This window comes from Blastococcus sp. SYSU D00868 (assembly GCF_054050575.1).
Genome location: NZ_JBJGZO010000009.1, coordinates 59985 through 72580, shown reverse-complemented (window position 1 = coordinate 72580; position 12596 = coordinate 59985). Strand labels below are relative to the sequence as shown.

The 12596-nt window shown below is 76.2% G+C and carries 11 protein-coding genes; 10 read left to right on the top strand and 1 reads right to left on the bottom strand.

Features of this window, described 5'->3' with window-relative positions:
- Positions 1 to 105: 105 nt before the first annotated feature.
- The 10 genes from ACI79F_RS10450 to ACI79F_RS10405 are packed head-to-tail and all read left to right on the top strand — an operon-like array spanning position 106 to position 11571.
- Complete coding sequence (locus ACI79F_RS10450) at positions 106 to 1098, top strand: ABC transporter substrate-binding protein (RefSeq protein WP_456545214.1); 993 nt, start codon at positions 106 to 108, stop codon at positions 1096 to 1098.
- A 41-nt stretch (positions 1099 to 1139) separates the two neighbouring features.
- The gene (locus ACI79F_RS10445; RefSeq protein WP_456545215.1) at positions 1140 to 2057 is read left to right on the top strand and encodes an ABC transporter permease; all 918 of its coding nucleotides are present in this window, start codon (positions 1140 to 1142) and stop codon (positions 2055 to 2057) included.
- Entirely contained in the window at positions 2054 to 2941 is an 888-nt protein-coding gene (locus ACI79F_RS10440; RefSeq protein WP_456545216.1) for an ABC transporter permease, read from the top strand. The genes ACI79F_RS10445 and ACI79F_RS10440 overlap by 4 nt, the downstream gene beginning before the upstream one ends.
- Positions 2942 to 2999: 58 nt before the next feature.
- A complete protein-coding gene (locus ACI79F_RS10435) occupies positions 3000 to 3815 on the top strand; it encodes an ABC transporter ATP-binding protein (RefSeq protein WP_456545217.1) in 816 nt (271 codons plus the stop codon).
- Entirely contained in the window at positions 3805 to 5184 is a 1380-nt protein-coding gene (locus ACI79F_RS10430) for a dihydroorotase (RefSeq protein ID WP_456545218.1), read from the top strand. Before ACI79F_RS10435 ends, ACI79F_RS10430 begins: the two co-directional genes overlap by 11 nt.
- Positions 5181 to 5669: a (2Fe-2S)-binding protein gene (locus ACI79F_RS10425; RefSeq protein WP_456545219.1), complete on the top strand. Its 489-nt coding sequence runs from the start codon at positions 5181 to 5183 to the stop codon at positions 5667 to 5669. The genes ACI79F_RS10430 and ACI79F_RS10425 overlap by 4 nt, the downstream gene beginning before the upstream one ends.
- The gene (locus ACI79F_RS10420) at positions 5666 to 8983 is read left to right on the top strand and encodes a molybdopterin cofactor-binding domain-containing protein (protein WP_456545220.1); all 3318 of its coding nucleotides are present in this window, start codon (positions 5666 to 5668) and stop codon (positions 8981 to 8983) included. Before ACI79F_RS10425 ends, ACI79F_RS10420 begins: the two co-directional genes overlap by 4 nt.
- Entirely contained in the window at positions 8980 to 9495 is a 516-nt protein-coding gene (locus ACI79F_RS10415) for a thiamine pyrophosphate-binding protein (RefSeq protein ID WP_456545221.1), read from the top strand. Before ACI79F_RS10420 ends, ACI79F_RS10415 begins: the two co-directional genes overlap by 4 nt.
- Positions 9492 to 10091, top strand: a complete 600-nt coding sequence (locus ACI79F_RS10410) for a thiamine pyrophosphate-dependent enzyme (RefSeq protein ID WP_456545222.1) — start codon at positions 9492 to 9494, stop codon at positions 10089 to 10091. The genes ACI79F_RS10415 and ACI79F_RS10410 overlap by 4 nt, the downstream gene beginning before the upstream one ends.
- A gap of 13 nt (positions 10092 to 10104) precedes the next feature.
- Positions 10105 to 11571 carry an amidohydrolase family protein gene (locus ACI79F_RS10405; protein ID WP_456545223.1) on the top strand — a complete coding sequence of 489 codons (1467 nt, stop codon included), beginning with the start codon at positions 10105 to 10107 and terminating at the stop codon, positions 11569 to 11571.
- Positions 11572 to 11583: 12 nt separating this feature from the next.
- Here the strand turns inward: ACI79F_RS10405 and ACI79F_RS10400 are convergent, their stop codons facing one another.
- Entirely contained in the window at positions 11584 to 12573 is a 990-nt protein-coding gene (locus ACI79F_RS10400) for an isopenicillin N synthase family dioxygenase (protein WP_456545224.1), read from the bottom strand.
- Positions 12574 to 12596: the final 23 nt, after the last annotated feature.

Genomic DNA, 12596 nt, shown 5'->3' with positions numbered 1-12596 from the left:
CCCCGCTCCCGGGTGCGCCACAGTCCTCATGTCGACACGACATCCCGCAATACGAGACGCAGGAGATGGCTGATGCGCGTTCGGTCCGTTCGTCCGGTCATCGCGGTGGCGGCAGCGTCCGCCCTCGTGCTCACGGCCTGCGGCGGGGGTGACGACGACGACAGCTCCTCCTCCGGCGGCGACGGAGGCTCGGGCGGCAGCAGCGAGGCCGCGGGCCCCATCGACGTCACCGTCACCTCGCTGAACCTCTGCGACGAGCTGTACGTCTACTACGGCATCGAGAACGGCGTCTTCGCCGAGCACGACCTGAACGTCGAGACCGTCCAGTCGACCGGCGGCGCGGCCGCGCTGGCCGCCCTGCAGTCCGGGGACGTCGACGTGGCCTTCGCCAACCCGTTCAGCATCATGCTGGCCGAGGAGCAGGGCATCGACCTGACGATCATCTCGGGCGCCTACAACAGCGCCGAGCCGCCGGACGACCCGGCCGGTGGTGTCGCGGTGCCGGTCGGCTCGGACATCCAGGGTCCCGAGGACATGGCCGGCAAGACGATGGCGGTCAACGAGTTGGGCGGCATCAACCAGATCATGACCGAGGCGTGGATCCGCGACGCCGGCGGCGACCCCTCGGAGACCGAGTTCGTCGCGCTGCCGTTCCCCGAGCTCGCGCCGGCCCTGATCAACGGCGACGTCGACGCCGCCAACCTGACCGCGGGCGCCATCGCCAGCAACGCGGACAAGGTGGAGCTGATCGGCAACCCGCAGGGCGCGACGGAGGAGGGCTACACCGTCTTCGCGACCTACGCGTCCAACACCTCGTGGCTCGACGACAACCCCGAGGCCGCGACCCGCTGGCACGACGCCTTCGTCGACATCCAGACGGCCCTGGAGGACGAGGCGAACCTGACCGCCGCCCGCGAGCTGGCCACCGAGCGCTGCGGCGTCCCGGCCGAGACCCTGGCCAGCCTGCCGTCCAACAGCCTGACCGCCGACGTCGACATGGCGGTCCTCGAGGAGATGGCCCAGCTCGGCGTCGACGCCGGCGTCCTCAGCGAGGTGCCGGACGTCGAGAGCCTCGTCGCCGAGGACGCCCGCGGCTGACCGGTCACGGCGACGACCGCAGCCGGGACCCGGGGGAGGACATGACCGCACCGACCGACCGCACGGCACCGCCCGCGGTGCCGGACGTGACCGCGGCGCCCGCGCTGCCCGACCCCGTGGTGGACCTGGGACCGCCGGCCTCCCCCTCCCCCGCGGGGGCGGGGGAGACCGCGGTCCGGCGCCACCGGGTCCCGCGCGGCCGGTCGGCCCTGCTGGGGCTGGCCGGCTGCGCGGCGCTCGTCCTCGGCTGGGCGCTGATCAGCGCCGCCGGCGTCGTGTCCGAGCAGTCCCTGCCGGGACCGGTGGCGGTGGCCCGGGCGCTGGGCGAGCTCGCCGTGGACCCCGACTTCCTCACGCAGGTCGGCGACACCGTGCTCGCCTGGCTGGTCGCGCTGCTGCTCGCCACCGTGGTCGCCGTCCCGTTGGGCCTGCTCATCGGCAGCGTGCCGTTCCTCCAGCCCCCGACCGCCGGGGTGGTGCACGCCCTGCGCTCCATCCCGGCGACCGCGCTCATCCCCGTCGCGATCCTGGCGTTCGGCATCGGCTTCCAGATGAAGGTGTTCCTCACCGTCTTCGCCATCGTGCTGCCGATCCTGCTCAACGCCCTGTACGGCGTGCGCTCCGTGGACCCGGTGATGCGCCGGGTCGCGCGCAGCCTGCGCTGGTCGTGGGCCCGGACGGCCCGCCGGCTGGTCCTGCCGGCCGCGCTGCCCTCCATCGCCTCGGGCATCCGGGTGGCCGGTGGCATCGGGCTGATCGTGACGGTGAGCACCGAGCTGCTCGGCGCCCGCAGCGGGCTCGGCACGGTCATCCGCACCTACCAGCAGAGCGAGCTGCCGGCCCAGGTGTACGCCAGCATCGTGGTCGCCGGCGTCCTCGGCATCGTCCTGGGCAGCCTGCTCCGCTTCGCCGAACGCCGGCTGCTGCCGTGGGCGCCGTCCCAGCGGAGCGGACGGTGACCGCCGTGGAGTCCCGCCCCGTGGGCGGGCACGTCTCCCCGGCGCCGGTGCGCGACCGCGGCCGTCGCGGCTGGACGCTCGTGCCGCGGGTCGCCTGGTCGGTGCTGCGCCACCTGTGGCTCGGCGTCCTGCTCGTGCTGCTCTGGGAGTGGGCGGCCACCGAGGCGGCCTCCCCGTTCTTCCCGCCGCCCTCGGCGATCGTCGAGCGGCTCGGCGAGGTGTGGTTCGGCGGCCCGGCGTCGCGGCTGTTCTTCAGCGAGGCCGGGTGGGCCGACTTCAGCGCGAGCGTGCAGCGGCTGGCGATCGGCTGGGCGCTCGCCGTCGTCCTGGGCATCGGCTTCGGCCTGCTCATCGGCCTGTCCACCACGCTGCAGGAGCTGACGTCCCCGCTGATCACCTTCGCGCTCAGCGTGCCGGCGACCACCCTGGTGCCGCTCGCGGTGGTCGCCTTCGGCATCACCTCGGCGATGAACACGGCGCTCATCGTGTTCGGCTGCGTGTGGGGGATCCTCGTCAACACGATCGACGGGGTGCGGCACATCGACCCCACCGCCATGCTGTCGGCCCGCAGCCTGCGCCTGCCGTGGCGCCGGCGGCTCACCCGGATCGTGCTGCCCGCGGCGTCGCCGCAGATCGCGGCCGGCATCCGGGTCAGCCTGGGCATCGCCCTGGTGCTCATGGTCGTCTCCGAGCTCTACGCGGCGCGCAGCGGCATCGGCTACGCCCTGTCGTTCTCGCAGCGCACGTTCCGGTTCCTGGACATGTGGGCGGCGATCGTGGTGATCGCCCTGCTGGGGCTGGTCGTCAACGGCCTGTTCGCCCTCGTCGAGCGGCGCTGGCTGCGGTGGCACACCGAGAGCCGCCGCGTCGGCGAGGCCGCCTGACCGCCGTGCCGCCCGCCGTGAACCCCGACCACCCGCCGGCACCACCGGAAGGACGACGATGACCACACCGATGCTCCGCGTCGCGGAGCTGTCGAAGAGCTACCCGTCCCGGTCCGGGCCGGTCCGGGCCATCGACAGCGTGACCTTCGACGTCGCGGCCGGGGAGTTCGTGTCGCTGGTCGGCCCCTCCGGCTGCGGCAAGACGACGCTGATGAACTGCATCTCCGGCCTGCTGCGCCGCACCTCCGGCACGGTGGAGCTCGCCGGGCGGGTCGTCGACGGGCCGCCCGCCGAGGTCGGCGTCGTCTTCCAGGACTACAGCCGGTCGCTGTTCCCCTGGATGACCTGCGGCAAGAACATCGCCCTGCCGCTCAAGGACGCCGGCCTGGACCGCGCGGCCCGCGCTGCCCGGATCCAGGAGGTGCTCGGGGCGGTCTCGCTCGACGGGGTCACCGACCTGTACCCGTGGCAGCTGTCCGGCGGCATGCAGCAGCGGGTGGCCATCGCCCGCAGCCTGGCCCTGCGCCCCAAGGTCCTGATCATGGACGAGCCGTTCGCCTCGGTGGACGCGCAGACCCGGGCGGTGCTCGAGGACCTGGTGCTCGAGGTGTGGGCGGGCTCGGGGACCACCGTCCTGTTCGTCACCCACGACATCGACGAGGCGGTCTACCTCTCCGACCGCGTCGTCGTCCTCTCCCAGGGCCCCTCGCACGTGGCCCGCGAGGTGGCGGTGCCGCTGCCGCGGCCCCGCCACCAGGTCACCACCAAGGAGCTGCCGGAGTTCGGGCAGCTGCGCGGGGAGATCTTCGAACTCGTCATGCAGTCGCAGCGACGCGGGTCGCTGCTCGGAACGGAGGCCGCTGGTGCGCGCTGACCTGGTCCTGCGCAACGCCCGGGTGGTGCTGCCCGACGCGGTGGTGCCCCGTTCCGGGGTCGTCGTCCGCGACGGGAAGATCACCGCGATCGCCGCCGACGTCGACCTGCCCGATGCCGACGAGGTGATCGACTGCGGCGACCGGCCCCTGCTGCCGGGGATCGTGGACCCGCACGTCCACCTGGGCGGCTCGACCCCCTACATCGAGATCTGCCGGAGCGAGTCGGTCACCGCCGCCGTCGGCGGGGTCACCACGCTCATGCAGTACAAGCGGTCGGCCACGTCGCTGCTGGAGACCTTCCCCGCCGAGCGGCAGATCGCCGCGGAGAACAGCTCGTTCGACACCGGCTTCCACTTCATCCTCAACAACATGGAGCAGGTGTACGAGATCCCGGACTACGCCCGGGAGTTCGGCGTCGTGAGCTTCAAGTTCTACATGGGCGGCTACTCGAAGGGGAACCCGATCGGCCTGGTCAGCGTCGACGACGCGATCCTCTACGAGGCCATGGCCCGGATCCGCGACCTGGGGCCCTACGCCTGGTGCATGGTGCACGCCGAGGACCACGCGCTGGTCGAGCACCTGACCGCCAAGGTCAAGGCCACGGGCGCGGAGGACCTCGCGGCCTACACGGCCTCGCGCCCGCACTTCGTCGAGGAGCAGGACGTGCTCCGGGCGATCTGGCTGGCCGAGCTACAGGGCTCCCCGCTCTACGTCCCGCACACCACGATCGGCGCGGCGGTCGCGGCCAGCGAGACCGCGGCGCGCAGCGGCCTGCGGGTGAAGCTGGAGACCTGCCCGCACTACCTGGCGCTGACCTACGACGACGTCCGGCTGGCCAAGCAGGGCGCCGGCGTCGGCAAGGTCGCCCCGGCGCTGCGCGACGACGCCGAGCGCGAGGCGCTGTGGGCCGGCCTCGCCAACGGCACCATCAAGACCATCGGCTCCGACCACGTGCCGATCGTCAAGACCGGCGCCGCGCTGTGGGAGGAGAAGCCGGGCTTCGCCGGCCTGGCGACCTCGCTGCCGGTCGTGCTGACCGAGGGCGTGGCGAAGGGGCGCATCGACCTGCTGAAGGTGGCCGAGGTGATGTGCCGCAACCCGGCGGCGACCTTCGGCATCGCCGACAAGGGCAGCATCGCCGTCGGGATGGACGCCGACCTGGTGCTGGTGGACATGGAGACGGAGAAGGTGGTCGCGCCGGAGACCACCCGCAGCCTGTACACCAGCGCCTTCGAGGAGATGCCGCTCGTCGGGTGGCCGGTGCTGACCGTGCGCCGCGGCGAGATCCAGCTCCGCGACGGCGAGGTCACCGTGGTCCCGGGCAGCGGGCGGATCCTCACCCCGCAGCCGGCACCGACGGCGGCGTGAGGCGCCGGCCGCGCCGCCGGCCGGTGCCGCCGGCCGTGCGGCTCGTCGTCGACGGGACGGCGGTCGAGACGCCGGCGGCGCCGGGCGAGCCGCTGCTGGCCGTGCTGCGCGACCGGCTCGGCGTGACCTCGGCCAAGGGCGGCTGCTGGCGGGGCGAGTGCGGCACCTGCACCGTGCTGCTGGACGGCGCCCCGGTGCTCGCCTGCGTGACGCTCGCGGAGCAGGCCGCGGGCGGCGAGGTGACCACCGCCGCCGGGGTCACCCGGGCCGACCCGGCGCTCGCCGCCGCCTTCGCCGACGCCGGAGGGCTGCAGTGCGGGTTCTGCACGCCCGGCCAGGTGGTGCGCGCGGCGGCCGTGCTCGCCGAGGGGGTGCCGACCGACGACGCGGGGCTCGCCTGCGCCATGGCGGGCAACGTCTGCCGCTGCACCGGCTACGCGCAGATCCTCGACGCCGTCCGCACCGCCGCGGCGGGCCGGGCATGACCGGCGTCGACGACCGGCCGGCGGCCGCGGTCGGGGCGCCGGGGGAGCTGCGCGTCGTCGGCCGGCGGCAGCGCCCCGCCCGCTGGGCCGAGCGCACCGCCGGCACCGACGCCTACACCGGCGACGTGCCCGTGGACGGCGCGCTGACCGCCCGGGTGCTGCGCTCGCCGCACCCGCACGCCCGGATCCTGCGGCTGGACGTCACCCGCGCCGCCCGGATGCCGGGCGTGCGGGCGGTGGTGACCGCGGCCGACCTGCCGGGCCGCCGGTACCTGCACGAGGGCGGGGCCCGCGCCGACCGGCTGCCACTCGCCGACGGCGTCGTCCGGTACGTCGGCGAGGAGGTCGCCGCGGTCGCCGCCGACACCGCCGAGCAGGCCGAGGCCGCGCTGCGGGCGATCCGGGTCCGGTACCGCCGGCTGCCCGCGCCGCTGGACGTCGACGCGGCGCTGCGACCGGGGGCGCCGCGGCTGCACGACCGCGCCGAGGGGTCCAACGTCTCCGTCGACGACCGCGGCAGCTGGGGCGACCCGGACGCCGGTGACCGCGCCACCGACGTCACCGTGACCGGCACCTGGTCCCACCCCCGGGTCACCCACACCGCGCTGGAGACGCACGGCACCGTCGCCCGCTGGTCGGCGGCCGAGCAGCGGCTGGAGGTCTGGACGTCGACCCACGCCCCCTGGTTCGTGCGGCGGGAGCTGGCCGAGGTGCTCGGGCTGCGGGAGGAGCAGGTGGTCTGCCGGGACGTCGCCGTGGGCGGCGGCTTCGGCGCCAAGGGCAAGATCGGCGAGCACGAGGCCCTGGCCGCGGCGCTGGCGGTGCGGGCCGGCCGCCCGGTGCGGCTGCTGCTCTCCCGCGAGGAGGAGTTCGCGGCCACCAAGCCCCGGCACGCGTTCCGCACCACGCTGCGGGCCGGCGCGGACCGGGCGGGGCGGATCACCGTCCTCGACGCGGACATCACCGCCGACAACGGCGCTTACAACCACTTCGGCCCCTCGGTGCTGAAGGTCGGGGTGAAGACCCTCGGCACGCTCTACCGGCCCGACGGCGTCCGGTGGCGCGCCCGGCTGGTCGACACCGCCCTGCCGCCCGGCGGCCAGTTCCGCGGCTACGGCAGCCCCCAGGTCGCCCTCGCGCTGGAGACGGCCGTCGACGAGCTCGCCGAGCGGCTCGGGGTCGACCCGCTGGAGCTGCGGCTGCGCAACGCCAACGAGCCCGGCACCACCACGCTATCGGGCGCCCGGCTGGGCTCGGCACGGCTGCGTGAGTGCCTGGAGGTCGTGCGCGCCGAGCTCGACTGGGACGCCCGGCACGGCGCGCTGGGGCCCGGCCGCGGGCTCGGCGTCGCCGCCGGCATGCACGGCAGCGGGTCCTACGCCTTCGAGGGCGCCAACCGCAGCGCCGCCACCGTCGACCTCTCCCGCGACCGGCGGGTCCGCGTCCGGTTCGGCGGCCTGGACCCCGGCACCGGACAGCGCGGCGTCCTCGCGCAGATCGCGGCGGAGGAGCTCGGTGTCCCGCTCGAGGCGGTCGACGTCCTCATGGCCGACGGCGAGCTCACCCCGCCCGATCACGGCGCCTGGTCCTCCCGCGGCACCCACATGGGCGGGCACGCCGTCGCCTGCGCGGCGCGGGCCGCGCGGGTGCGCCTGGCCGCGGCCGGCGGGTGGGACGCGCTTCCGGCCGAGGGGCTGTCGGTCACCGAGGAGTACCTGGACCCGCGGATGGAGCGCTTCGGCGCGGGCAACCCGCGGCCCAACGTGTCGGCCAGCTACACGTTCGCCGCGCACGGGGCCGAGGTCGCCGTCGACCGGCGCACCGGCGAGGTGCGGGTGGTCGACTACGTCGCCGCGCACGACGTCGGCCGGGCGATCAACCCCACCACGGCGGAGGGGCAGGTCGTCGGGGGCGTGGTGCAGGCGCTCGGGGCGGCCCTGCGCGAGGAACTGCTGCACGAGGGCGGCCGCGTGGTGAACCCGGCGTTCGTGCACTACGGCGTCCCGCGCGCGGCCGACGTCCCCCGGGTGCGGCCGGTGCTGGTCGAGGGGCCCGAGCCGGCCGGGCCGTACGACGCCAAGAGCGTCGGCGAGCTGCCGGTCATCCCCGTGGCGCCCGCGGTGCTCAACGCCGTCCACGACGCGACCGGCGTGCGCTTCCGCTCCCTGCCGCTGACCCCGGACGTCGTCCTGCGCGGCATCGCCCCCGACCGCGTCGCCGCGTGGGAGGGGCTGGTGCCGCGCACCCCGACGGCCTGGTGGGTCGCCGCGGTCCGCCGCGCCTACCCGCTGGGGCTGCACGCGCTGCTGGACCGGGTGGGCACCCGGCTGGCCCGCCGCCGGCGGCCGCGGGCGCTGCGGCGGGTCGAGCAGCCGGCCGGCACCGCGGAGCTGGTCGCGGCGGCCGCGGGACGGCGGGCCGTCGTCGTCGGCGGGGCCACCGACGTCACCGTCCAGCGCCGGCAGGGGCTGGCGGCGCCGGAGGTCCTGGTCCGCGCCGGCGCGGTGGCCGCCCTCCGGCGGGTGCACCGCGACGACGAGCACGTCGAGGTGGGCGCCGCCGTGACGCTCGAGGAGTGCGCCGAGGCGTTCGCCGCGGACCTGCCGGAGCTGTCGGCGCTGGTGCGCACCATCGCCTCGCCCCAGCTGCGGCGCACGGCGACCGTGGCCGGCAACCTGCTGCAGGAGAAGCGGTGCTGGTTCTTCCGCAACGGCTTCGACTGCTACAAGCGGGGCGGGCCGACCTGCCCCTGCTACGCCGTGCAGGGCGACCACCGCTTCTCCCACGCGGTCCTGGGGGCGCACCGCTGCCAGGCGGTCACGCCCTCGGACCTGGCGACGGTGCTGACCGCGCTGGACGCGCAGGTGCGCGTCGCCGGCCCGCGCGGCGAGCGGACGCTGCCGGTCGGGGAGCTGTACCGCGGGCCCGGGGAGACGGTGCTCGGCCCGGCGGACGTGGTCCTCGCCGTGCGGCTGGGCCGCGCGGCGCTGGGCCGGCGGCTGGTCACGGAGAAGCTGGCCCTGTGGGAGGGCGACTTCGCGGTCGCCTCGGTCGCGCTGTCCTGGACCCCCACCGCGACCGGGGCCGCCGACGTGCGGGTGGTCCTGGGCGGGGTGGCCCCCACGCCGTGGCGGGCCCGGCGGACAGAGGCCGCCCTGGAGGGCACCGAGCCGACCGTCGCCGGGGTCGTCGACCGGCTGCGCGACGAGCTGCGGGCGGTCGCCCACCCGCTGCCGCGCAACGCCTGGAAGCTCGAGGCCACGATGGGGCTGGCCGAGCGCGCCGCCGAGCGCGCCGTGGCGGCCACGCCGTGACGCCCGCGGAGGCCGGTGCGGCGTGGTGCGCGGCGGCGGTGGCCGCCGGCGTGCGCGTGGTCGCCAGCCTGCCGGACTCCTGGCTCGCGCCGGTCCTGGACGCCGTCGCCGCCGAGCCCCGGCTGCGGCACGTGCGCGTCGCCCGTGAGGAGGACGCGTTCGGCCTGGCCGCCGGCGTGGCCCTGACCGGGTCGCGCGCCCTGGTCCTCTGCCAGAACGCTGGCCTGCTGCTGTCGGCGAACGCCCTCGGCGGCCTGGCCCACCACCACCGCATCCCGGTCGTGGCGGTCGCCGTCGACCGCGGGCAGCTCGACGACGGCTTCTACTACCAGGCCTACAAGGGCGCGGTGACCCGCCCGGTGCTCGAGGCGCTCGGCGTGCCGGCGCACCCGGTCGACGCCCCTGAGGCGGCGGCCACGGCGCTGCCCGCCGCGTTCGGCCAGGCGGCGCTGCACCGGCGGCCGGTCGTGCTGCTGGCCTCGCGGCGGGCGCTGACCGGAGACCCGACATGAGGCGCGGCACCCTGGCCCGCGCCCTGGCCGCGGCCGCCGCCCCCGAGACCGTGGTGGTGACGTCGCTGGGGTCGGCCGGGCGCGCCTGGCGGGAGTGCGCCCCCGCGCAGCGCACGTACGCCGCCTCCGACCCCATGGGGCTGGCCTGCTCGCTGGCGCTGGGCGTCGCCCTGGGCCTGGCCCTCGACGACCCGTCGCCGCCGCGGGTGCTGCTCGTGGCCGGCGACGGCGACCTGACGCTGGGGCTGACGGCGCTGGCCGCCGTCGGGGACGCCGCGCCGCCGCACCTGTCGGTGTGCGTCTTCGCCAACGGCCGGTACGAGACCGGCGGCGGGGCGCCGCTGGCCGCCCGCGGGGTGGACCTGCCGGCGGTCGCGCTGGCCGCCGGCTGGGCCGCGGCCGCCCGGCTGCCCGGGGACGCGACCGCGGCGGAGCTGGACGCGGCCGCCGCCGAGCTGCTCACCGCGCCCGGGCCGCGGCTGCTCGCCGTCGCGGTCGACCCGGAGCCGTCGCCGTACGGCGGGCCCGGGGAGCTGTCGCAGGCCGAGGTCCAACTGGACTTCCGCCGCGCGCTGGGCGCCCGCCCGTGGACCTGAGGAGGAGGAGACCGTGACCCTGGTGATCCGCGGCGGGTGGGTGTTCGACCTGTCGGGCGGCCGCCGGGCCGACGTCGTGGTCGAGGACGGCGTCGTCACCGCCGTCGGCCCGGACGCCGGGGCGCCGTACGCCGCGCCGGGGGCGGCCACGGTGCTCGATGCGACCGGCCGGATCGTCGTCCCCGGGCTGGTGAACGCCCACACGCACTCCAACCAGACCATCGAGTCGGGCCTGTGCGACGCGCTGCCGCTGGACGCGTGGATGGTGCTGGCCAGCTACGGCGGGGCCGGCGCCCGCCTCGGGCCGCGGGACCTCTACGTCTCCACGATGCTCGGTTGCCTGGAGATGCTGCGGCACGGGACCACCGCGGTGCTGGACTGCGCCCGGGTCGAGGACTCCCTGACGGGCGAGGGCCTCGACGCGGTCGTGCAGGCCTACGTCGACTCCGGCATGCGGGCCGCGGTCGCCGCCCAGTTCTCCGACCTGCAGTTCGTCTCGTCGCTGCCGACGTCGCTCGCCGACCCGGAGATGAGCCTGCCCACCGGGGTGCGCGCGGACCCCGACGAGGTGCTGTCCGGGGTGCTGGAGTTCACCGACCGCTGGCGCGGCCGGCACCGCCGGATCGAGCCGCTGCTCGGGCCCTCCTCCCTGCCCCGCTGCTCGACGCCGCTGTTCGAGGCCAGCGTGGACGTCGCCCGGCAGCGCGGGCTGCGGATGCAGACCCACCTGCTGTCGGCCAAGTCGCAGGCGGTCCTGGCCCGGGAGCGCTACGGCTGCTCCACCGTCGAGTTCCTCGACCGGATCGGCGCCCTGACCGACCGGGTCTCGTTCGCGCACGCCATCTGGCTCGACGACCGCGAGATCACCGCCTTCGGCGCCTCCTCCGCCGTTGCCGTCCACAACCCGGTGAGCAACATGAAGCTCGGCGCGGGCCGCGCGCCGGTCGACCGGCTGCTGCGTGCCGGGGCCACCGTGGCGATCGGCGCCGACGGCGCGAGCAGCAACGACGGCCAGGACATGTGGGAGACGCTGAAGATGTCGGTGCTCGTCCACCGCGGGGACGGCGACCCCGCCCTGTGGCCGGGCGCCCGCGACGCGCTGGGCATGTGCTGGACCGGCGGCGCGGCCGCCATGGGCCGGCCGCTCGGGGCGGTCGCCCCGGGCGCGTGCGCCGACCTGGTGCTGCTCCGGGACGACGTGCTGTTCCCGGCGCCCGACGACCAGCTGGCCCATCAGCTGGTCTACCGGGGCGCGGCGGCCGCGGTGGACACGGTGGTCGTCGACGGCGAGGTGGTGGTCGACGGCGGCCGGCTGACCCGGGTGGACGAGGGCGCGCTGCGCGCCGAGGCCCGCGAGCTCACCGCCCGGCTGTGGGCCGGGCTGGGGGAGCGGCAGGCCCGGTTCGCGGCGGTCGAGCCCATGCTGCAGCGGCTCGAGCAGCGGGTCCGGGCGCTGCCGTGGCCCCTCGAGGCGGTCTGACCCGGCGCGCCCTCAGCCGAGCCCGGTCCACGTCGCGCGGGACTTGGCCGCCATGTACTCGCCGGAGGTGATCGGGGCGAACCCCGCCTCCGGCGGGACGAACGGCAGCGGGCTGATCACGTACCCGGGCGGCGGCTGCTGGAAGAAGGGGATCGAGATCCGCGCCTCGCCCGGGCCGTCGGGCGGGTCGACGACTCGGTGGACGGTGGAGGCCCACCGGCCGCCGGTCCAGGTCTGCATGAGGTCCCCGATGTTGACGACGAACGTGCCGGCGATCGCGGGGACGTCGCGCCAGCCGGCCCCGTCCTGGTGGACCTGCAGCCCGCCGACGCCGTCCTGGTACAGCACGGTGAGGCTGCCCCAGTCGGTGTGCTCGCCCTTGCGCAGCTGCCCCGGCAGCGGCGGGGTCGCCCGCGCGGGGTAGTGGTTGGCCAGCAGGCGGGAGATGGCGTGGTCGGCGACGTCGGCGAAGAAGTCCTCGGGCAGGCCCAGGCCGAGCGCGAACAGCCGCATGAGCTCCGCGGCGAGGCCGTCGACGGCGGCGTCGTAGGCCAGCCACACCTCGCGGAGGTCCGCGGGACGCTCCGGCCAGGTGTTGGGCGCCGTCCAGTCGGCGAGGTCGTCCCGGCCGGGGTCCGCGGCGCCGGGCTCACCCAGGCGGCTGGCGCAGAACGTCTCGCACAGGTCCGGCGGGGTCTGCAGGCCGCGGCTGGCGGCGACGTAGGCCGGGGCGCGCCGGAAGCCGCGCCCGGGGTGCGGGGACGCCGCCCGGTCCTTCTCCGCCGCGGGCAGGGCGAAGAACTTCCGGGTGACCGCGTGCATCCGGTCGACCAGGTCGGCCGGCACGCCGTGGCCGGTCACGACGAAGAAGCCCGACCGGCGGCAGGCCTGGTCGATGCCGGCGGCCAGTGCGGCCCGCTCCCGGGGGCCGCCGGCGGCCGCGGACAGGTCGACGACCGGCACGAACCCGTCGACGACGACGGGTGCTGCGACAGCGGCCACGGTGGTTCTCCCCTCGGGTCGTC

Bases quoted from the DNA above. Each gene is read 5' to 3' on its own strand.
- ACI79F_RS10445 (WP_456545215.1), top strand. From the start codon at position 1,140: ATGACCGCACCGACCGACCGCACGGCACCGCCCGCGGTGCCGGACGTG.
- ACI79F_RS10435 (WP_456545217.1), top strand. From the start codon at position 3,000: ATGACCACACCGATGCTCCGCGTCGCGGAGCTGTCGAAGAGCTACCCG.
- ACI79F_RS10420 (WP_456545220.1), top strand. From the start codon at position 5,666: ATGACCGGCGTCGACGACCGGCCGGCGGCCGCGGTCGGGGCGCCGGGG.
- ACI79F_RS10410 (WP_456545222.1), top strand. From the start codon at position 9,492: ATGAGGCGCGGCACCCTGGCCCGCGCCCTGGCCGCGGCCGCCGCCCCC.